The 19,626-nt window shown below is 68.4% G+C and carries 12 protein-coding genes; 7 read left to right on the forward strand and 5 right to left on the reverse strand.

What is annotated here, in order from left to right; genetic code table 11:
- Nucleotides 1-3: 3 nt before the first annotated feature.
- Complete coding sequence (locus tag AB0C16_RS12270) at nucleotides 4-1,122, forward strand: GuaB3 family IMP dehydrogenase-related protein (protein WP_357681747.1); 1,119 nt, start codon at nucleotides 4-6, stop codon at nucleotides 1,120-1,122.
- A gap of 141 nt (nucleotides 1,123-1,263) precedes the next feature.
- Here the strand turns inward: AB0C16_RS12270 and AB0C16_RS12275 are convergent, their stop codons facing one another.
- Entirely contained in the window at nucleotides 1,264-1,833 is a 570-nt protein-coding gene (locus AB0C16_RS12275) for a dihydrofolate reductase family protein (RefSeq protein ID WP_357681749.1), read from the reverse strand.
- A 74-nt stretch (nucleotides 1,834-1,907) separates the two neighbouring features.
- On the opposite strand from AB0C16_RS12275, the gene AB0C16_RS12280 reads away from it, so the two are divergent.
- From AB0C16_RS12280 to AB0C16_RS12290, 3 genes are all read left to right on the forward strand, one after another.
- Nucleotides 1,908-2,480, forward strand: coding sequence for a TetR family transcriptional regulator (locus AB0C16_RS12280; protein ID WP_357681751.1), 573 nt, complete (start codon nucleotides 1,908-1,910; stop codon nucleotides 2,478-2,480).
- Between the two features lie 144 nt (nucleotides 2,481-2,624).
- Entirely contained in the window at nucleotides 2,625-2,924 is a 300-nt protein-coding gene (locus AB0C16_RS12285; RefSeq protein ID WP_357682077.1) for a phosphotransferase, read from the forward strand.
- A complete protein-coding gene (locus tag AB0C16_RS12290) occupies nucleotides 2,921-3,355 on the forward strand; it encodes a GNAT family N-acetyltransferase (protein ID WP_357681753.1) in 435 nt (144 codons plus the stop codon). Before AB0C16_RS12285 ends, AB0C16_RS12290 begins: the two co-directional genes overlap by 4 nt.
- A 75-nt stretch (nucleotides 3,356-3,430) precedes the next feature.
- Here AB0C16_RS12290 and AB0C16_RS12295 read toward each other — a convergent pair whose 3' ends face one another.
- Genes AB0C16_RS12295 through AB0C16_RS12310 form a run of 4 tightly spaced genes read right to left on the reverse strand, consistent with a single transcriptional unit; the run spans nucleotide 3,431 to nucleotide 7,203 of the window.
- The gene (locus AB0C16_RS12295) at nucleotides 3,431-4,255 is read right to left on the reverse strand and encodes a class II fructose-bisphosphate aldolase (protein ID WP_357681755.1); all 825 of its coding nucleotides are present in this window, start codon (nucleotides 4,253-4,255) and stop codon (nucleotides 3,431-3,433) included.
- A gap of 10 nt (nucleotides 4,256-4,265) precedes the next feature.
- Nucleotides 4,266-5,186 carry a 1-phosphofructokinase family hexose kinase gene (locus AB0C16_RS12300; RefSeq protein WP_357681757.1) on the reverse strand — a complete coding sequence of 307 codons (921 nt, stop codon included), beginning with the start codon at nucleotides 5,184-5,186 and terminating at the stop codon, nucleotides 4,266-4,268.
- A complete protein-coding gene (gene nagA, locus AB0C16_RS12305) occupies nucleotides 5,183-6,325 on the reverse strand; it encodes an N-acetylglucosamine-6-phosphate deacetylase (RefSeq protein WP_357681759.1) in 1,143 nt (380 codons plus the stop codon). Before nagA ends, AB0C16_RS12300 begins: the two co-directional genes overlap by 4 nt.
- Entirely contained in the window at nucleotides 6,322-7,203 is an 882-nt protein-coding gene (locus tag AB0C16_RS12310; protein WP_357681761.1) for a sugar isomerase, read from the reverse strand. Before AB0C16_RS12310 ends, nagA begins: the two co-directional genes overlap by 4 nt.
- A 122-nt stretch (nucleotides 7,204-7,325) precedes the next feature.
- Here AB0C16_RS12310 and AB0C16_RS12315 point away from each other — a divergent pair, with 122 nt between their 5' ends.
- The 3 genes from AB0C16_RS12315 to AB0C16_RS12325 all read left to right on the forward strand — a co-directional run bounded on the left by AB0C16_RS12315 (nucleotide 7,326) and on the right by AB0C16_RS12325 (nucleotide 19,598).
- Nucleotides 7,326-8,096, forward strand: a complete 771-nt coding sequence (locus AB0C16_RS12315) for a DeoR/GlpR family DNA-binding transcription regulator (RefSeq protein ID WP_357681763.1) — start codon at nucleotides 7,326-7,328, stop codon at nucleotides 8,094-8,096.
- Nucleotides 8,097-8,215: 119 nt separating this feature from the next.
- On the forward strand, nucleotides 8,216-9,952 hold the full coding sequence (locus tag AB0C16_RS12320; RefSeq protein WP_357681765.1) for a glycerol-3-phosphate dehydrogenase/oxidase: 1,737 nt from the start codon (nucleotides 8,216-8,218) through the stop codon (nucleotides 9,950-9,952).
- 1,225 nt (nucleotides 9,953-11,177) lie between these two features.
- Nucleotides 11,178-19,598, forward strand: a complete 8,421-nt coding sequence (locus tag AB0C16_RS12325) for a DNRLRE domain-containing protein (RefSeq protein ID WP_357681767.1) — start codon at nucleotides 11,178-11,180, stop codon at nucleotides 19,596-19,598.
- The last annotated feature ends 28 nt before the right edge of the window (nucleotides 19,599-19,626 follow it).

The following is a 19,626-nucleotide window of genomic DNA, read 5'->3' on the forward strand; positions in this document are numbered from 1 at the left end:
TCCATGACTCAGCAGGTGGAGATCGGCCGGGGAAAGACGGGCCGGCGTGCCTACTCGCTCGACGAGATCGGCCTCGTGCCCTCGCGGCGCACCCGTGACCCCGAAGAGGTCTCGATCGCCTGGCAGATCGACGCCTACCGGTTCGAGCTGCCCGTCGTGGTCGCTCCCATGGACAGCGTCGTGTCACCCGCCACCGCGATCGAGATCGGCCGCCTCGGCGGGCTGGCCCCCCTCGACCTCGAAGGGCTGTGGACTCGTTACGAAGACCCGTCACCGCTGCTGGAGGAGTGCGCCTCGCTCGACGCCGAGGCCGCGACCAGGAGACTGCAGGAGATCTACACGGCGCCGATCAAGGAAGAGCTGATCGGCCGCCGCATCGAGGAGATCCGCGCCTCCGGGGTGACCACCGCGGTCCGGCTGTCGCCGCAGCGTACGGTCCAATACCACAAGGCGGTCATCGACGCGGGCATCGACATCTTCGTCATCCGCGGCACCACGGTCTCGGCCGAGCACGTCTCGGGCCGCGCCGAGCCGCTCAACCTCAAGCAGTTCATCTACGAGCTCGACGTGCCGGTCATCGTGGGCGGGTGCGCCACCCACACGGCCGCGCTGCACCTGATGCGCACCGGCGCCGCCGGCGTGCTGGTCGGGTTCGGCGGTGGCGCCTCCCACACCACGCGCAACGTCCTCGGCGTCGCGGTGCCGATGGCCACCGCGATCTCCGACGTGGCCGCGGCCCGGCGCGACTACATGGACGAGTCCGGCGGCCGCTACGTGCACGTGATCGCCGACGGCGGCATGGGCACCTCCGGCGACATCGCCAAGGCCATCGCCTGCGGCGCCGACGCCGTCATGGTCGGCTCCCCGCTGGCTCGCGCCTCCGAGGCGCCGGGGCACGGCTTCCACTGGGGCTCCGAGGCCCACCACCCCGACCTGCCGCGCGGCCGTCGCGTGGAGTTCGGCACGGTCGGCTCGCTGGAGCAGATCCTGCACGGCCCGTCGAGCGTCGCCAACGGCTCGATGAACCTGATGGGCGCGCTCAAGCGCACCATGGCCTCCACCGGCTACTCCGACATCAAGGAGTTCCAGCGCGTCGAGGTGGTCGTAGCCCCAACTCAATGATCACCATCTTTTACGGCACAGCCAAGGAGGGGCCACCCGCCGCACGTGGTTGAGGGCCTCCAGGGAGACGGCCGCTGACCCGCACGGCGTCGGCCGCCGTGACGACGTCTTGCCGGCCGTCTGGACGGAGCCGGGCGGCGGTCAACCCCGGGCGTAGGTGTTGACCAGGGCGCCGTTGCCGAATGTGCGGGTACCGGTGAGGTTGAAGGCGGTCGGCCGGAACTCTCCGTCGAAGACCGGCACCCCGGCGCCCGCGATCACCGGGTAGCACTTGACGATCAGTTCGTCGATCTCCGGGAGCACGGAGCCGGCCAGTTTGCCGCCGCCGCAGAGCCAGATGTCCAGGCCGTCCTCCTGCTTGAGCCGGCGGACCAGGCCGAGCGGGTCACCGGAGACCAGTTCGACCGCTGGGTCGGCGATCTCCGGGATGCCGCTGGAGATCACGAACTGGCGCAGATGGGCGTAGGGGCTGGTGACTCCGACGTCCAGGGCGGGCTGGTAGGTGCCGCGGCCCATGATGACGGTGTCGAAGCGCTTGTTGGGCACGTCGAGGGCGAGTTGCCGCCGGACGTGGGTGGGGATCGTCTCCGGGTGCTCCGTGTTGAGGAACCCGGCCATCTCCTTGCTCAGCGGGTAGAAGTCGAACTCGCCGCCGGGGCCGGCGATGTAGCCGTCGATGGAGACCCCGACGTAGTAGGTGAGCTTTCGCAAGACTTGATCACTCCAGTTGTAGTACTATTTTTGTAGTGCTTTGAACGTAGTACTACGGATGGAGTGGTGTCAAGATGGCGCGACAGAACCTGGCCAGGCGGGCGGCGCTCGTCGACGCGGCGATCGAGGTACTCGCCCAGGAAGGCGCGCGCGGGCTGACGTTCAGGGCCGTGGACGCGCAGGCCGGAGTGCCGACCGGCACGGCGTCCAACTACTTCGCCAACCGCGACGACCTGCTGACCCAGGCCGGAGGCCGGATCTACGAGCGGCTCCGGCCCGACGCGGCCACGATGAGGTTGCTCCAGGAGGGAGCCCGCGACCGCGAGCGGGTGCTCACGCTCATGCGCGCGCTGGTGGACCGGATCTCCGCCTTCCGCTCGGGCTACCTGGCCCTGCTGGAGCTCCGGCTGGAGGCCACCCGACGGCCCGAGCTGCGAGCCGTGCTGACCGAGCGCATCCGGGCCGACGTCGACGCGAACGTCGCCGGGCACCTCGAGTCGGGCCTGCCCGGCGATGCCACGAGCGTGCTCCTGCTTTACCTCGCCCTGAACTGGCTGATCGTCGAGCGGCTCACCCTTCCCGACGTGTTCACCGAGGAGGAGATCCACGGACTGGTGGCCGCCGCCGTGGAACGTGTGATCCCCTAGCCCATGTGGCCGATCCGCGCAGCACCCATGCCGTCGAGGTACGAGGCGACGTCGTGACCAAGCGTTACGTCGTGCACTGGCCCGAAGCGGCCGAACGGGAGTGGCGGGCGCTGAGCTCCGGCGTTCGGGGCCGGCGACGGCAACCTGGCGAACTTCCTGTGGGACGGCACGCGGGTGCGGATCGTGGACTTCGAGGACTCGGGGCGCAGCGACCGGGTGTTCGAGCTGGCCGAGATGGCCGAGCACGTGTCCATGTGGGTCGACGGCGAGGTGGACGTGCCGGCCTGGGCCGAGCTCTCCCCGGCGGAGGAGCGGCGGCTGCTCGGGTGCCGGCGGTTGCAGGCGCTCACCTGGTTGTTCCTGCTGTCGGAGGAGGGGCCGCGTAATCCGCCGGGGACGTTTGGGCGGCAGGTGGACCGAGTGCTGCGAAGATTGTCCGCATGAGACCGGCTGTGGCCGCCGATCTGGCGGCCGTCGAGAAACTTGTGCACGACGCCTACGAGCCGTGGGTGGAGGTCGTCGGCATGCGTCCGCTGCCGATGGAGGCCGACTACGACGCGCTCATCGCCGCGGGCCGCGTGCACGTGACCGATCCGCTCGATGGGCTCATCGTGCTGGTGCCCGAGCCCGGCGTGCTGCTGGTCGAGAACGTCGCCGTACAACCCGAGCGGCAGGGCAGGGGCGTCGGCAGGACCCTGCTGGCCTTCGCGGAGCAGGAGGCGCGCAGGCTCGGGCTGCCCGCCCTGCGCCTCTACACCAACGCGAAGATGGCCTCCAACATCGCTCTGTACGAGTCGCTGGGCTACGTGGTGACCGGCCGCCAGGGGATCGAGGGCCGGTCGGCCGTGCTCATGCGCAAGGAGCTCACGCGTTAACAGCTCACGCGTTAACAGCTCATGCGTTTAACAGCTCATGCGTTTAACAGCTCACGCGTCAACAGCTGAGGGAGCTCACGCCGTGAGCACGCCGAGGAGGTGGGTGACCTCGCGGGTCACCGCCTCGCGGCCGGCCTTCAGGTACTTGCGCGAGTCGACCACCTTCGCGTCGCCGCCCAGGTAGTCGCGGATGGCGCCGGTGAACGCCTTGTTCAGGTGAGTGGCGATGTTGATCTTCTTCATGCCGTGCCGTACGGCCTGGCGGAGGGTGGCGTCGGGCACCCCGGAGGAGCCGTGCAACACCAGGGGCACCGGCACGGCGGCGTGCAGCTCGGCGATCAGCGCCAGGTCGAGCACGGCGTCCTTGGTGGTCATCGCGTGCGAGCTGCCCACGGCGACGGCCAGCGCGTCGACGCCGGTGCGCGTCACGTAGTCGACGGCCTCGTGCGGCTTGGTGCGCGCGCCGGCGGCGTGCACGCCGTCCTTGCCCCCGACCTCGCCCAGCTCGGCCTCCACCCACACGCCGCGCCCGTGGCACCAGGCGGCCACGGCGGCGGTCGTGGCGACGTTCTCCTCGTCGGGCAGCGCCGAGGCGTCGAACATCACCGAACCCAGCCCCAGCAGCACCGCCTCTTCGACCAGGGCGCGGTCGGTGGCATGGTCGAGGTGGACCGCGACCGGCACCGCGGCCCGCCGGGCGACGGCGAGCGACGCCAGCGCGATCGGCTCCAGCGCGCCGTGGTAGCGCACGCAGTTCTCGCTGATCTGCAGCACCACCGGCAGGCCCAGCGCCTCGGCGCCGGCCACGATCGCGGTGGCGTGCTCCAGCTGGATCACGTTGAACGCGCCCACCCCAGCGGGGGACTCGCGGACGATGTCGCCGATTGCGGCCAGGGGCATGACGGGCTCCTCAGGTGATGACGATCTGGGCGTGCGTGTCGGCGTAGACGTCGCGGTCGAACTCGCCGGCCACCGGCGCGGCGACCGCGGCCGCGCCCAGCGCCGCCGCCCGCCTGAGCCGGTCGGGCCACGTGGCGCTCTCCACCAGCCCCAGCGCCAGCCCGGCGACGAGCGAGTCTCCGGCGCCCGTCGGGTTGCCTTCCACCCGGTACGGCATGCGGGCCCGGAACGTTCCCTCGGGCGTGACGGCCAGCAGGCCCTCGGCGCCCATGGAGACGACCACGGAGCCCGCGCCCTGGGCTCTCAGCCGGGCGGCCGCCTCGGCGGGTGTGCCGTCGGGCACCGCGCGGGCCAGCTCCTCGGCGTTGGGCTTGACGATCGCGGGCCGGCCTTTGGGCGCGTGCCGGAGCGGGTCGCCGTCGGCGTCGACGATCGCGGGCACCCCGTGCTCGGCGGCGAGGGCGGCCAGCGTCGCGTAGGTGTCGCTGGGCAGCCCCTTGGGCAGGCTGCCGGAGAGCACGACCGCTCGGGCCTGGGCCAGCAGGGCTTCGTACTTTTTCACGAAATTTCGGAGCTCGTGCTCCGTGACCTTGGGGCCGGGCTCGTTGAACAGGGCCGCGCGGCGCGGGCCGTACTCACTGGAGGTCTCCGAGACCACGAGCGTCGTGCGCGCGTCGGCGGCGACCTCGACCAGCGCGCTGGGCAGCCCGGCGGCCCGCAGGTCGGCCTCGATGGCCTGGCCGGTGGGCCCGCCCGCGAGGCCGGTGACCAGCACCTCCTGGCCGAGGGCCTGGAGCACGCGGGCCACGTTGACGCCCTTGCCGCCGGCCCGCCGGTGCACGGTCCGCACCCGGTTGACCCCGTCCCAGTCGACGTCGGGCACCTGGTAGGTGACGTCGAGGGCGGCGTTGAGCGTCACCGTGAGGATCATGCGGGCTCCACCGAGGGGACCCAGGCCCCGCGCTTCATCACCCCGGCCACCTCCAGCTCGTCGGTGAGCACCACCAGGTCGGCGGACTTGCCCGCGGCGATCGAGCCGACGCGGTCGTCGATCCCCAGCACCCGGGCGGGGGTGCGCGAGGTGATCTCCACGGCCTCGGGCAGCGACAGGCCCACCTCCCGGACGGCGCGCCGGAAGGCGACGTCCATGGTGAGCGTGCTGCCCGCGATCGAGCCGCCGTCGGCCAGCCGGGCGACGCCGCCGGCCACGTTGACCCGCATCGAGCCGAGCACGTAGTCGCCGTCGCCCATGCCGGTGGCGGCCATCGCGTCGGTGACCAGCGCGGTGCGGCCGGCCCCCGCCACGTCGTGGGCCAGGCGCAGCATCGCCGGGTGCACGTGCACGCCGTCGTTGATCAGCTCGACGGTGACCCGCTCGTCCTCCAGCAGCGCGGCGATGGGCCCGGGAGCGCGGTGGCCGAGCTGCGCCATCGCGTTGTAGAGGTGGGTCGCGACCGTGGCGCCGGCCTCGATGCCCGCCAGGGTCTGCTCGTAGGTGGCGCTGGTGTGACCGAGCGCGGCGATCACGCCGTCGGCCGTGGCCGCGCGGATCGTGTCGAGGGCGCCCGGCAGCTCGGGGGCCAGCGTGAGCATGCGCACGTGCCCCCGCCCCGCCTCGGCCAGCCGCGCGAACTCCTGCGGTGACGGCTCGCGCAGCAGCGCCGGGTTGTGGGCGCCGCAGCGGGCCGCGGAGAGGTAGGGCCCCTCGAAGTGCAGGCCCGCGAAGAGCCCGTCGTCGCAGAGGTCGGCGAGCGACGACGCCGCGGCGATCAGGTCGTCGATCGTGCCCGTGACCAGGCTGGCCACCATCGTCGTGGTGCCGTGGCGCTCGTGCAGCGCCACCGCGTCACGAGCCCCGTCGTGATCGCCGGTCGGGAAGGACCCGCCCGCTCCGCCGTGGTTGTGCATGTCGACGAAGCCAGGCACGACGTGCCGGCCGCCCAGGCTGTGGCCCGCGCGGGGGGCGGATCCGCGGCCGACGTGCGTGATGCGGCCGTCTTCGATGGTCAGCCACCCGTCGTGAACTCCCTCGGAGGTCACGATGCGGGCGTCGGCGAGTGTGAGGCTCATGGGGAAAGGATCACAGATCGCGTGAGGTGCAGGGGCTCGTCGGGGTTGAGGCCGCGGGCGAAGGCCCTGGCAACCGCGACCCGTTGCGCCATGATCAGCTCGGCCATCGGGTCGAGCCCGCTCTGCAGGAACGTGCCGCCGGTGGCCTCGACCTGCTCGCGCAGGCCCTCGGGGGCCTCGCCGAGCATCCAGGTGACGCGACCGGGCCCGGCGATGCTGATCGGGCCGTGGCGGTATTCCATCGCCGGGTAGGCCTCGGTCCAGGAACGTGACGCCTCGCGCATCTTCAGCGCGGCCTCCTGGGCCAGGCCCACCGACCAGCCCGCGCCGAGGAAGCTGAACTGCTCCGCCTCGACGAGCTCGCCCGCGATGGGCGCCGAGACGGCCCGCTCGGCATCGGCGATCGCCTGGGTGAGGTCCTCGCCGAGGCTGGCGCGCAGCATCGCCAGCTGGGTGGTGGCGAACCTGGTCTGCACCACCGACCGCTCGTCGGCGTAGTCGAGCACGATGACCTGGCCGGCGACGCCCATGATCGGGGTGTCCGGGTCGGCGGTGATGGCGGTGGTGCTGGTGCCGGGGCCTGTGTCGCCGAGGAGTTTCAGCACCTCGGTCGTGGTGCCCGAGCGGCTGAGCGCCAGCACGCGGTCGTAGCGCCGCCCCACCGGGGCCTCCGAGGCGGCGAACGCGTCCGTCTCGCCCTGCCCCGCCCGCTCGCGGAGGGCGGCGTAGGCCATCGCGATGAACCACGAGGTGCCGCAGCCGACGACGGCGACCCGCTCGCCCGGCCGCGGCAGCGCGTCGACGGGCACGTTCTCGACGGCGCGGCGCCAGCAGTCCGGCTGAGAGGCGATCTCGGCCTCGGTGTGAGTGGCCACCATTACCTCCCGTACGTGATTGTTTCTGCACTATTTATACCAAAAGGCAGCAAGATTGTGCACTAGTGGCCCTGGGGTCAGGGGTATGTCACGCTTGCAGCTGTTGGATCGCCAAGGAGGCACTCGTGTCCCGATATGACCGGTGGAATGCGATTCTTGAGCTGCTCGCTCAGGAGGGCCGCCTGTCCGTCGAGGAGGCCGCCCAGGCGCTCGACGTCTCCACCGCCACGATCCGCCGCGACTTCGACCAGCTCGCCCAGCAGCAGATGCTCATGCGCACCCGGGGCGGCGCGGTCGCCCAGAGCGTCAGCTACGACCTGCCGTTGCGCTACAAGACCGCCCGGCACGCCGACGAGAAGCACCGCATCGCCGCCGCCGCCGCGGAGCTGGTCGCGCCGGGCGTCGTCGTCGGGCTCAACGGCGGCACCACCACCTCGGAGCTGGCCCGCGCCCTGGCCACCCGCTCGACGCTGGAGTCGGGCTTCACGGTCGTCACCAACGCCCTCAACATCGCCGCGGAGCTGACGGTCCGGCAGCACGTCAAGATCGTCGTGACGGGCGGCGTGGCCCGCCCGCAGTCCTACGAGCTGATCGGGCCGCTGGCCTCGGGCGTGCTGGAGCAGGTGACGCTGGACGTGGCGTTCCTCGGGGTCGACGGGCTCGACATCGAGCTCGGGGCCTCCGCCCACCACGAGGGCGAGGCCGACGTCAACCATCTGCTGATCAGCCGGGCCGAGCAGGTGGTGGTGGTGGCCGACGCCTCCAAGATCGGCAAACGGGCGTTCTCCCGGATCTGCCCGATCGGCCAGATCGACACCCTGGTCACCGACGCCCGGCTCTCCGACGAGCTCGCGACCCGCCTGACGGACGCGGGTGTCAAGGTGATCCGCGCCTGATGGATCACGGCCTGGGGCACGATGGTGCGTGGGACCACTCCGGACGAGCGTTACATCGTGCTACCCAAGCGGGTAGGTATGGAGCGCAAGGCGACAAAGCCGTATATCAGGGGGAGTTTATGGCGGCGGGAAGGGGCGTGGCGCGGCTCGGGCCCGCCGAGCGGGCGGCGGCACTGACCAGGATGGGCGCCCAGGAGCTGGACGTGGTCGTGGTCGGTGGCGGGGTGGTGGGCGCGGGCATCGCGCTCGACGCCGCCACGCGCGGGCTGGACGTGGGCCTGGTCGAGGCGCGTGACTTCGCGTCCGGCACGTCGTCGAGATCGTCGAAGCTGATCCACGGCGGCCTGCGTTATCTCGAACAGCTCAACTTCGAGCTCGTACGCGAGGCGTTGCAGGAGCGGGCCCTGCTGCTGCAACGGATCGCGCCCCACCTGGTGCGGCCGGTGCCTTTTCTGTTTCCGATGACCCACTTCGGATGGGAACGCCCCTATGTAGGGGCCGGGGTGGCGCTCTACGACACGCTCGGGTTCGCCACCGGGGTGACGCGGGGGGTGCCGGGACACCGGCACCTGTCCCGGAGCAGGGCGTTGCGGCTGGCTCCCGCGCTGAAGAAGTCGGCGTTCACCGGAGCCGTCCAGTACTGGGACGCGCAGGTGGACGACGCCCGCTACGTGATGACCATGCTGCGTACCGCCGCCACCTACGGGGCGGACATCGCGCCCCGGGCCCAGGTCGTGGGGTTCCTGCGTGAGGGGGAGCGGGTCACCGGGGTGCGGGTGCGCGACCTGGAGAGCGGCGGCGAGCTGGAGGTTCGGGCGCAGCAGGTGGTCAACGCCACCGGCGTGTGGACCGACGACATCCAGGAGCTCGTGGGCGGCCGGGGGCAGATCCATGTCCGGGCGTCCAAGGGGATCCACCTGGTGGTGCCCCGGGACCGGATCCACTCACTCACCGGGATCATCCTTCGTACCGAAAAATCGGTTCTTTTCGTGATCCCGTGGGGGCGGCACTGGATCATCGGCACCACCGACACCGAGTGGACCCTCGACAAGGCGCATCCCGCCGCGTCCCGGGCCGACATCGACTACCTGCTCGACCACGTCAACGCCGTGCTGTCGGTGCCGTTGACGCGCGACGACGTCGAGGGCGTCTACGCGGGGCTGCGGCCGTTGCTGTCGGGGGAGTCCGACGAGACCTCGAAGCTGTCGCGCGAGCACGTGGTGGCGCACCCGGTGCCGGGGCTGGTCATGATCGCGGGCGGAAAGTACACGACCTACCGGGTCATGGCCAAGGACGCGGTCGACGCCGTGGCCCACGGGCTGGACCAGCGGGTGCCGCGTTCGTGCACCGACCGGATCCCGCTGGTGGGCGCCGAGGGCTACCAGGCGCTGTGGAACTCCAGGTACCGGCTCGCGCACAATTCCGGGCTGCACGTGGCCCGCATCGAGCACCTGCTGCAGAGGTACGGCTCGATGATCGACGAGGTGCTGGAGCTGATCGACCGCGACCCGACGCTGGCCCGGCCGCTCAGCGGGGCCGACGACTACCTGCGCGCGGAGGTCGTCTACGCCGCCACCCACGAGGGCGCCCGGCACCTCAACGACGTGCTGACCCGCCGCACGCACATCTCGATCGAGACCTTCCACCGCGGCCTGGCCGTGGCGCAGGAGGCGGCCGAGCTGATGGCCGAGCCGCTCGACTGGGACACCGAGCAGGTCAAGAGGGAGGTCGAGTACTTCACCAAGCGGGTGGAGGCCGAGCGGCTCTCCCAGGAGCAGGACACCGACCAGGAGGCCGACGCGATCAGGCTCGGCGCCCCCGAGATCGAGCCCGTCACGATCCCCGAACACTCTTGACGGGCGGCCCGCGCCGGTGGCGCGGTTCCTCGAAGGCCAGGGCGCACGGCGCGGACCAGGTGCGGTACCCCGCAATGCTGGGAGCGGTCCTGAGGATCGGTGTGCGATTCGTATGTCGGCTGGTCACCGTGCCGGTGGGTCGTTGGCGTGCTGGGGCTTGTTGAGGTTTCCGTGCGGTCCGCCGGAGTGGTGGTCGGGTGGCTTGTTCGCCGGCCCGTGATCCTTGGTGGCGGCCTGGCCGGGAGGTGTTCGGTCGGCTGCTTGGCCGGGGGGTTGTCTGGTCTGGCCTGGCGGCGCGTGTTCGGGCGGGGCGCTCGGCGGTGTGGTGGGGCGGGTGCTTGTCTCACGTGTGATGGCGGCTTGTGGGTTCGCGATCGTCGCTATTACGGGGGTGCGTTTGGTTCTGGTCGGAGTCGGGTGGGAGGTGGTTTTCGTGAGGATCGGTGACGGTGACGTCAGTGTGTTGAATGGGCGACTGGATGGTGCCGACGATGCTGGTGTGATGGCGGGCCGGCTGCGAGGTGTGGGGGCGGCTGATCCGGTGGTGTGACGGATGAGGAGTGCGGCGGGGGGTGTGCTGGTGGTGTGATCGTCGGGGGTGTCGAACCAGTCGAGTGAGTGGGGGAAGCCGGGGAGGCTGATCAGGATGGCGGCGAGGGCCAGGTGCAGCAGGCCTGAGAGGGTGAGGACGATCCTCAGGATCGGCGTGCGGTAGTGGTGGTCGCGGGCTGGTGAGGACGGCTGGGCTGTCACAGTCAGGATCGCCGTTTCGACGCCATGATGATCTCCCCGTCTGATCTGATGGAAACCGTTTGATCTAGACACGGATGGCAGAGCTCGTCAAGACGCCGGTCAGGACGACGGCGGGTTTGGGCAGGTCAGTCGGCGGGACTTCGTAGTGTCCGCGCGGGGGCGGTTTGCTGTGAGCTTGCTGTGAGTCTGATCACGCCGCCGTTGGCGCCGCGGACGCGATCTGCGGTTATTACGGACAGTGACACTGGCTGTTTGTCGTGGTGAAAGTCGTCTTCGTGGAGATTGTCGCAGCGGAGGATGCCTTCACGCTGTGCTGGGCTCGTATGTTCGAAAGTCCGGTAAGTCGCATTCCGTGACTATTGACCGTGTCTGCGTGTCATGGCGTAATTCGGGTGTTTTGTTCGTCGAGATCTTTAGGTTCTCTTTATCCATCTCGCTTACCCCCTGGTGACCCATGCCTGAGGAGCGCCTCGTGTCGTTGCGATCCCGCAAACAGTCTGCCGATCCCCTGCCCGTCTCTTCTGTTCGCCGCTTCCGTGCCCGCCTGCGGCGGTTGATCGCGTTATCGGTCACGCTCACGCTGGTGTTCTCGCTGGCGCCGGTGCCGCCCGCGCTGGCTCAGGGTGGCAGGGTGGTCTCGGGTGGGCCCGGGGTGCTCGATCGGGTGGCGACCTGGCTGTCGGGCCAGGTCGCGGGCTGGTTCGCCGAGGAGCCGAAGGGGGAGATGCGCCCCAGCGGTCAGAAGATCACCCTGCCGGGCCGCAACGCCGGTCCGGCGCAGCGGAGGCGGGTGGCCGCACCGCCGGGCAAGCGGGTCAAGGAGTTGCCAGGCAAGCGTTCCCGGTTCGCCGGCGTGTACGAGTTGGAGGACGGCCGGTTGCAGGCCGAGGTATCGACCCTGCCGCTGCACTACCGGGACGGCAAGGGTGATTGGCAGCCGATCGATACCCGGATCGAGACAGCCTCGCAGGACGGGTTCGTCCACGGTAACGACAAGGCCGGATTCACTACCCGGTTCGGCGAGAGGTCCGACAAGCTGGTGCAGGTCAAGGCCGGTTCGGGGCAGCTCATCTTGGGTGTGGCCGGCGATGGGCGGCAGCTGACGCCGAAGGTGAACGGCTCCACCGTCACCTATCCGGGGGTGTGGGACGGCGTCGATCTGGTCTACCAGGTCACCTCGGAAGGGGTGAAGGAGTATCTGGTCTTGACCAAGGCCCCGGCGGCGGGCACGTCGCTGACGTTCACCGTCAAAACGGGCGGGCTGCGGGCCGAGGCCCGTCCGGATGGATCGATCGCGTTCATCGGTCAGGACGGCACGGCGGCGTTCGCCATCCCGAAGCCGTTCATGTTCGATGCCGAGAAGGATCCGGCCTCGCCCTATGGCAGCCGCTACTCCGAGGCGGTCACACAAGAGGTCAGCCAGCAGGGGGCGGAGGCGACGATCACGCTGAAGCCGGACGCGGCCTGGCTGGCCGCGCCGGAGCGTAAGTGGCCGGTGGTGATCGACCCGACGATCCGGTTGCAGCCGAACTGGGCCGGTGCCGAGGACACCTACGTCAACTCGGCGGCCCCGAACGCCAACTACACCGACAACTGGCGGCTGCCGGTGGGCAAGACCAGCGCGGGCGCGATCAACCGTTCCCTGATCAACATCCAGGTGGTGGACGAGCTGCCGGATGAGAACGTGCTGGTCGACGACGCCCGTCTGGAGGTGTATTTCGACCAGGCGCTCGGCGAAGCCGGGCCGGTGACGGTGGGCGCGCACGAGATCACCTCGGACTGGTCGTCGTTCGATGTGAACTGGAACGGGCAGCCCAGTTTCAACGCCACCGCGGCCGCGACGGTGACCCGGCAGCCGGGCGAGCTGTCGCGCTGGCATGCGTTCAACGTCACCAACGTCGTGCAGGGCTGGCTGTCGCAACCGTATTGGACCAACGGGCTGATGTTGAAGGCGGCCGATGAGTCGGCGACGGCCCCGGTCGGCGGCCCGGTGTACGAGGCAGCCTCCGAGACCGCCTACGGCGGCGACGGCATGCAGGTCGAGCAGGTCAACACACCCAAGCTGGTGGTCACCTACGGCCTGCCCAGCGTGACCCTCAAGCCGGTCACCACGGCCACCTCGGTGGGCGCCTCCCTGTCGTGGACCGCCTATGCCGACCCCACGCCCGGCGACGCCTCCGACGACCTGGCCGGCTACGAGCTGCACCGCACCTGCCCGTCCGGGTGCCAGATCGGCGGCGGCTTCTCCGACGGCTACGACACCCTGGTCACCACGCTGCCGGCCGATGTCACCTCCTACACCGACACGGCCAGCGGCGGCGAGCCCGACGCGGTGGCCGACCCGTCCTACATTCACGAGGCCAGCTACTGGGTGGAGGCGGTGCTGGCCAACGGACAGACCTCACCGTCTCAGAGTCTGCAAGTGATCCTGCCCAGGCCGGGGGAGATCACCACGGTCCTGTACGCCGATGCCGACACCACGCTGTCCTCCGGCGAACCATCCAGTGGTCACGACGAGGTCAGCGGGCAGAAACGGCTGCAGGTCGGCAACACCACCACCACTCTCGGTAACACCCGCGCGGTGGTGAAATTCGACGACTTCGCCGCACGACTGCCGGCGGACGCCGAGATCAGCCAGGCCACGCTGTCGCTGTGGGGAGCCAACGCCAACGGCACCGGGGCGAGCTTGGCCGCGCACAAGCTGACCAGGGGCTTCGACGAATCAGCCACCTGGACCAGCCCGTGGACCAGTCCCGGCGGCGACATCGACGCCACCGCCCTGAACACGATATCTGGAGTGAACGCCACACCGGGCTGGCGCCAGTGGACGGTCACCGACGCGGCCAAGGCCTGGCTGGCCGACCCTGCCGCCACCAAGGCACTGTTGGTCAAGGTCGCAAACGAGGCCGGCACCGCCAAGCAGTCGGTCTCCTTCCTGTCCGGTGAGGCCGACGAGAGCGTGTTGCGGCCCAGACTGCGCGTGACCTACAAGGAGAAAGCCGCCGGATCCTCCACCTTCTACGTCCCCGGCACTCCCGAACGGCTGGATGCCGGCGCGACCCGGCGGATCCCGGTCGTGGTCACCAACACCACCAACGAGACCTGGGACGCCGCTAAGACCGCGGTCGGCTACCACTGGAAACTGCCCGACGGCACCGATATCTCCACCCCCGACAACCAGCTCAAAAAGCAGCTGCCCTACAGCCTGGCCCCCGGCGAATCGGCGACGGTCTACACCGACGTCAAGGCCCCCACTATCAGCACGACCAGCACGAACCTGGCCGAGGGCACGCAGCTGGTGTGGGACGTTCAGGACACGGTCACCAACAACTGGAAGTCGGCCTCCCACCAGCTGCCGACTCTGCCGCAGCAGATCCGCGTCGACTCCCCGACCTCCGACCTGCTCGGGCTGGAGAAGTTCTACGGCTACACCGGTAAGAACACCGGTGCCGGGACGACCGCGCTGACGAACCTGTACGCCGGCAACGTGGTGTGGGGCTACAACGCCTTCTCCAACCCGTCGCGGGGAGCGCAGACGTTCGCCCGGATGACCTACAACAGCCTGGACACCAGCGCCGCCTCGCTCGGCTACGGCTGGAGCCTGCAGACCTCCACCCTGGCCAAACTCGGCTCGCAGCTGCAGTTCCACCCGCCCGGCCAGACCTGGCCAGACCAGGTTCGGTTGACCGATGGCGACGGCACCGCGCACGTGTGGACGCTCGACCCTCCCGGCAAGACCGACTGCACCTACACCACCTGTGCCTACAAGCACCCGCGCGGCGTGCACCTGTACCTGCAGCAGGTCGACCCGGCCGGCTTCGAGGGCCAGCCCAACGACCGGGAGCTCGCCGCCCAGCGCGCCTGGGTGTTCACCAAGCCGGACCGCACCCAGTTCTTCTTCGACACCGAAGGCTTCCAGTCGGCGATCGTCGACAAGAACGGCAACACCATGTCGTTCACCTACGAACGACGCAAGTCCAACAACAAGCCGACCAAGTTCCTGCAGTACCTCACCGACGCCGCCGGCCGCAGAACACTGACCTTGGACTACTACGCCAAGGGCCAGGACTACACCTACATCGACGACGACGGCGACGAGGTGCCGGCTACGAAGCTGACCAACCCGCACATCATCGACAACGTCGAGTCGATCACCGACATCGCCGGCCGCAAGGTGACCTTCGCCTACACCGACAAGGGCCTGATGGCCAAGATGGTCGACGGCGCCGGCGCCCCAGAGGCGAAGACGTTCGCCTTCACCTACAAGGCCACCCAGGGCAATAAGAACGTCAAACTCGTCGCGGTCACCGATCCGCGTGGTAACACCACCGATCTGGCCTACTACGAGGCGCCGGTCGACCCGAAGGACAAGTGGAAGGTCGAGACCCTCACGGACCGGCTCGACGGCGTCACCAAGTTCGACTACGTGGATCCGGACGGGCCGCAGGGCGGCGTCATGCACGCCACCGTCACCGACCCGCTGACGCATCAGACGGCGTACGTACTGGACGCCTACGGCCGGCCATCCACGATCACCAACGCCAAGAACGAGACCACCACCCTGCAGTGGACCCCAGATCACAGCGTGGAGCGGCTGACCGAGGCCAACGGCGCCTACGCCACCTGGACCTACGACCAGAAGACCGGCTACCCCCTCGAATTGAAGGACGCCGAGGCCAACCACAACAGCACCGCCCCCACCGTGCTGGCCTACCAGACCGGGTTGAACGGCTACGTCGCCGACCTGGTGGAGAAGACCTCACCGGAAGGCCGCAGGTGGCGGTTCGGCTACGACGCCAACGGCAACCTCACCACGGTCACCGACCCCTTGGGCGTGGCCTCGGCGGCCACTGGTGACTACACCACCTCCTACGCCTACGACCCGCTCGGCCAGCTGACCACGGCCACCGACGCCAACGGCAACGCCACCGGATTCGGCGACTACCACCCCTCCGGCTACCCGAAGAAGATCACCGACGCCGAACTGAACGACACGATCACCGCCTACGACGCGCGCGGCAACGTGCTGTCGGTCACCGACGCCCTGGGCAAGACCACCACCCAGACCTACGACATCTTCAAACGTCCACTCGAGTCGAAGGTCCCCAAGGACCAGGACGCCGGCGTGTTCATCACCACCCCGGCACCCGAATACGACCGCAACGACAACATCACCACGACGACCGCCCCCAACGGCGCCGTCTCCACCGCCGACTACGACGCGGCCGACCAGTTACGCGAGTCGACCCTGCCCAAGGACAGCCAAGGCGGCGACGAGCGTAAGGCCAGCTTCACCTGGGACCTGGCCGGCAACCTGAAAACCCAGATCGAGCCCAAGGGCAACCTGCCCGGTGCCGACGCGGCCCAGTTCACCACCACCTACGAGTACGACCCGATCTACCAGCTGACCGACGTCCTCAACGCCGACCAGCACAAGATCAGCTACACCTACGACAACGTCGGCAACACCGTCAAGGTCGTCGACCCGCGCAAGAACGCCACCGCCGACACCGGCGACCACACCGCGATCCACACCTACGACCGCAACCACCGCGTCACCCAGACCACCGACGCGGCCGGATATACCACGAGCGTCGCCTTCGACCTGGACGGCCTGGTCGTCTCCCAGACCGACCAGGAGAACAACACCGCCTACACCGACTACAACGAGCGCGGCGATGTCATCGAGACCAAGGTCCCGCACTCCGAAACCGGCGGCGTGATCAAGTACGTCACCACCCAGTACGCCTACGACCAGGTCGGCAACCAGACCAAGACCATCACCCCGCGCGGCGTGGAAACCACAGACGACCCGGCCGACTTCGTCAACGAGACCGTCTACGACGAGCTGAACCGGCCGATCGAGCAGATCTACCCCTTCGACCCCGACGATGCGGTCTACAACACCCCCGACAAAGTCTCATACGCCTATGACGCGGTCTCCCGGCTGAAGGAGATCTCCCACCCGCCCTCGCACGGCCAGAGCGTGCGCAACGTCTCCACCATGTCCTACTGGGACAACGGCTGGTCCAAGACCACCACCGACCCGTGGGACATCAAGACCACCTACGACTACAACCAGCTCGGCCTGCAGACCAATCGCACCGTCACCAGCGCCGGCGGCTCCAGCCAGCGCGCACTGGACTGGACCTACTACCCCGACGGCAAACTCAAGACCCACTCCGACGACGGCACCCCGCTCGGCCTCGACGTGGTGATGGGCGACAACTCCGACACCGGCCAGGTCACCACGACCGGCTCGTGGACCACCACCAGCGGCGGCACCCCCGCCTCCAACATCGTCGGCCCCCAGACCACGGTGACCGCCACCGACGGATTCGTCGGCTACGACTACGCCACCGCCCCCGCCGGCACCGGCTCCAGCAGCTTCACCTGGAACCTGACCACCCCCACCGCGGGCAGCTACACCCTCTACGCCCAATACCCGCCCGGCGCCACCGCCACTAACGCCAAGTACACGATCAACCACGACGGCGGCACCGCCAACACCACCATCGACCAAACCCAGAACGCCGGCGACTGGGTCGAACTCGGCAGCTACGCCTTCACCGCCGGCACCACCGGTTCGGTCACCCTGACCGACGACGCCAACGGCAGTGTCGTTGCCGACGCCGTCAAACTGGTGCGCGACAACAGCGGCGAAACCGACACCGAGGCCAAGGACTTCGCCTACACCTACGACCCCAACGCCAACCTCATCCAGATCACCGACAGCTCACCCACCGCCAAGATCGACCTGTGGGACATCACCTACACCAACCTCAACCAGATCGACCAGATCCTCGAAAAGCTCAACGGCGCCCTGAAGAACACCACCACCTACGCCTACAACGAAAACAGCGCCGTCACCCAGCGCACCCACGACAAAACCCTCGCCACCTACCGCTACGACATCCGCGACCTGGTCGACCAGGTCGTCAACAAGAAGAACGCCACCGACACGGCGCCGAAGACCACCAGCTACACCTACACCCCCCGCGCCGAACGCCTGAGCGAGACCAAGGCCAACGGCAACACCGTCACCTACGACTACTTCCTGTCCGGCGTCCTGCGCCACTCGCTCGAGAAGAAGCCGAACACGACAGTGGTGGCCGAACACACCCTCGGCTACCAGGGCAACCTGCACCGCGCCCGCGACACGGCCAAAATCCAGAACGCCGACACCCCAGGCGCCTACCTCGAACACGAATACGCCTACACCTACGACCCCCGCGACCGCATCGCCAAGGTCACCAAGACCCCCATCGGCGGCGGCGCGGCCGAGACCGAAACCTACTCCCACGACGCCAACAGCAACGTCTGGCAAGAAGAGGTCCTCGGCGAGCAGACCACCTTCACCTACGACCGCGACCGCCTCATGACGTCGGTCACCGCCGGAGCCACCAGCACCTACACCTACGACCCCTACGGCCGGCTGCGCACCATCCAAAGCGGCGGCAAAACCCAGGAGAAATACACCTACGACGGCTTCGACCACGTCACCAAACACGAGAAACTCGGCAGCGACGGCGCCACCAGCACGGTCACCAGCTACACCTACGACCCGCTCGATCGCACCACCACCAAGACCGAGAAGGAAGGCACCGCCTCAGCCAAGACCACCACCTACTCCTACCTCGGCCTGTCCTCTGAGGTCCTGGATGAGGAGGTGGCCGGCAAACTGGTCAGGTCCTTCCAATATTCGCCCTGGGGTGAGCGCCTGTCGCAGGTGAAATTCACCGACGACGACCGGGAGGAATCCTCCTACTACGGCTACAACGTCCACACCGACGTCGAGCAGATCACCTCAGAGACCGGTGACACCCGCGCCACCTACGGCTACACCGCCTACGGCAGGAACGACGACAAACTCTTCACCGGCGTCGACAAACCCGATCCCGTCGACCCCACCGCCAAAGAGGAGTACAACCCCTACCGCTTCAACAGCAAGCGCTGGGACAACTCCACCGGCATGTACGACATGGGGTTCCGCGACTACAACCCCGGCCTCAACCGCTTCCTCAACCTCGACACCTATAACGACGCCCTCGACGACCTGTCCCTCTCCCTGGATCCTTGGACCGCCAACCGCTACGCCTTCACCGGCGGTAACCCCATATCAAATGTCGAACTCGACGGTCACATCAGTACCGATTGGGAAGATGTGATGGCGGGAGCGCTCGACAATGCCGTCGATCAGGCGATCGACGCGCTCGATATGGCCCTGCTGCATGGACAGATCTCCAGGGACGACTGGCGGAGCGCGATCAGCGGCCTCCCGTCGACTCGCGATCTGCTGAAGAAACCGCTCAGGACGTGGATGAAGGAGCAAGGCTACGACCCTGACTCCAACTCTGGAGCAGCTGGTTTTTGGGGCACGGAAGGCCTCTTGGGGATCCTTACGGGAGGCAGTGGCCTCTTCAAGAGTCTTGGCAGAGCCGTGACAAAGGGTCTGCAGGCAGCCGCTCGCAGTCTCTCAAGAAGCGTCAGATCATCGGCCACGCGGTTGTTCAAGAGAATCGCTGACATAGTTCGTAGAGTGCCTAACAGGGGCATGGGTCGGCTTATAACCGTCAACAAACCAGACCCGGCGGCAGACGCTCTCGGCAGACGGCTGGGCGGAAAGTCCAGGGTACGTTTCGAGAACGATTCCAGCGGTCGTGAATTCGATGCCGTGTCGCCCGACTACGTGGCGCAGTCCAAACCCGCCAACTTCGTACTCAACAAGAAGTTCCGAGCCCAGGCCAAGGCGACTTTCGAGATGGCAATAAAAACTGGCCGCAGACCGTACTTCCACTTCGACGGCGCACCACATCCCGATGTGTTGAAGGCGTTGCAGAAATACGGCGACCGCTACGGTGTCAAGCCCGTCATCGATACGCGGCCGCTATAGTAGGTCCGGAAAACGGCATCGGCATCGA

Source organism: Nonomuraea sp. NPDC048916 (assembly GCF_040649575.1).
Taxonomy (GTDB): Bacteria; Actinomycetota; Actinomycetes; order Streptosporangiales; family Streptosporangiaceae; genus Nonomuraea.

Bases quoted from the DNA above. Each gene is read 5' to 3' on its own strand.
- AB0C16_RS12280 (WP_357681751.1), top strand. From the start codon at position 1,908: ATGGCGCGACAGAACCTGGCCAGGCGGGCGGCGCTCGTCGACGCGGCG.
- AB0C16_RS12290 (WP_357681753.1), top strand. From the start codon at position 2,921: ATGAGACCGGCTGTGGCCGCCGATCTGGCGGCCGTCGAGAAACTTGTG.
- AB0C16_RS12295 (WP_357681755.1), bottom strand. From the start codon at position 4,255: ATGCCCCTGGCCGCAATCGGCGACATCGTCCGCGAGTCCCCCGCTGGG.
- nagA (WP_357681759.1), bottom strand. From the start codon at position 6,325: ATGAGCCTCACACTCGCCGACGCCCGCATCGTGACCTCCGAGGGAGTT.
- AB0C16_RS12310 (WP_357681761.1), bottom strand. From the start codon at position 7,203: ATGGTGGCCACTCACACCGAGGCCGAGATCGCCTCTCAGCCGGACTGC.
- AB0C16_RS12320 (WP_357681765.1), top strand. From the start codon at position 8,216: ATGGCGGCGGGAAGGGGCGTGGCGCGGCTCGGGCCCGCCGAGCGGGCG.
- AB0C16_RS12270 (WP_357681747.1), top strand. From the start codon at position 4: ATGACTCAGCAGGTGGAGATCGGCCGGGGAAAGACGGGCCGGCGTGCC.
- AB0C16_RS12300 (WP_357681757.1), bottom strand. From the start codon at position 5,186: ATGATCCTCACGGTGACGCTCAACGCCGCCCTCGACGTCACCTACCAG.